The following is a 566-nucleotide window of genomic DNA, read 5'->3' as shown; positions in this document are numbered from 1 at the left end:
TAATAATCGTCTTAACTCATTAACGTATTGATATGTATTATATAGTTCTACATCTACACCTAATAAGTAATTCATAATGCCTTTTTCGGTTTTCCACTCTTTAAATAAATGAGCTTTACGATAATTAAATGCCTCTAGCGTTTCGAAAGGTTTAAGAAATAGTTTCCAATAACTTTTATATTTATTATAAAGCGGTCTATTAGAAGTTTTAAAACCATTCATTATGTGAACTCTAGACATATTTAAAGCTCGATTTAAAGATTGAACAATATGAAAACGATCAATAATAATCTTCGCATTAGGAAATAATTGCTTGATTAGCGACATATATGGTTCATACATATCAATCGTTACTGTTTTGACCTTTTGTCTTAGTTTCAAAGAATAGCGATAAAAATGATCTTTTAGCGATTTTAACTTACGATCCGCTACCACATCTACGATGCGGTGTGATACAGCATCTGCATAAATAAAGCTCATTTTCCCAGTTACATTTTTAACACTTTTAAATTCGTCCATCATTAAGTGTTCAGGTAAAGCATCAAAAGAAGACTGACCTACGTCGC

1 protein-coding gene is annotated in these 566 nt (G+C 30.6%); it reads right to left on the bottom strand.

The window, feature by feature from the left end:
• On the bottom strand, positions 1–566 hold a 566-nt coding region (locus KA858_RS10965; RefSeq protein ID WP_210135697.1), incomplete at both ends, for a transposase.

It is taken from the genome of Staphylococcus sp. GDX8P80P (assembly GCF_017893095.1).
Taxonomy (GTDB): domain Bacteria; phylum Bacillota; class Bacilli; order Staphylococcales; family Staphylococcaceae; genus Staphylococcus; species Staphylococcus borealis.
The sequence above is the reverse complement of the archived record's forward strand: the minus strand, read 5'-3'. Positions and strand labels throughout refer to the sequence as shown.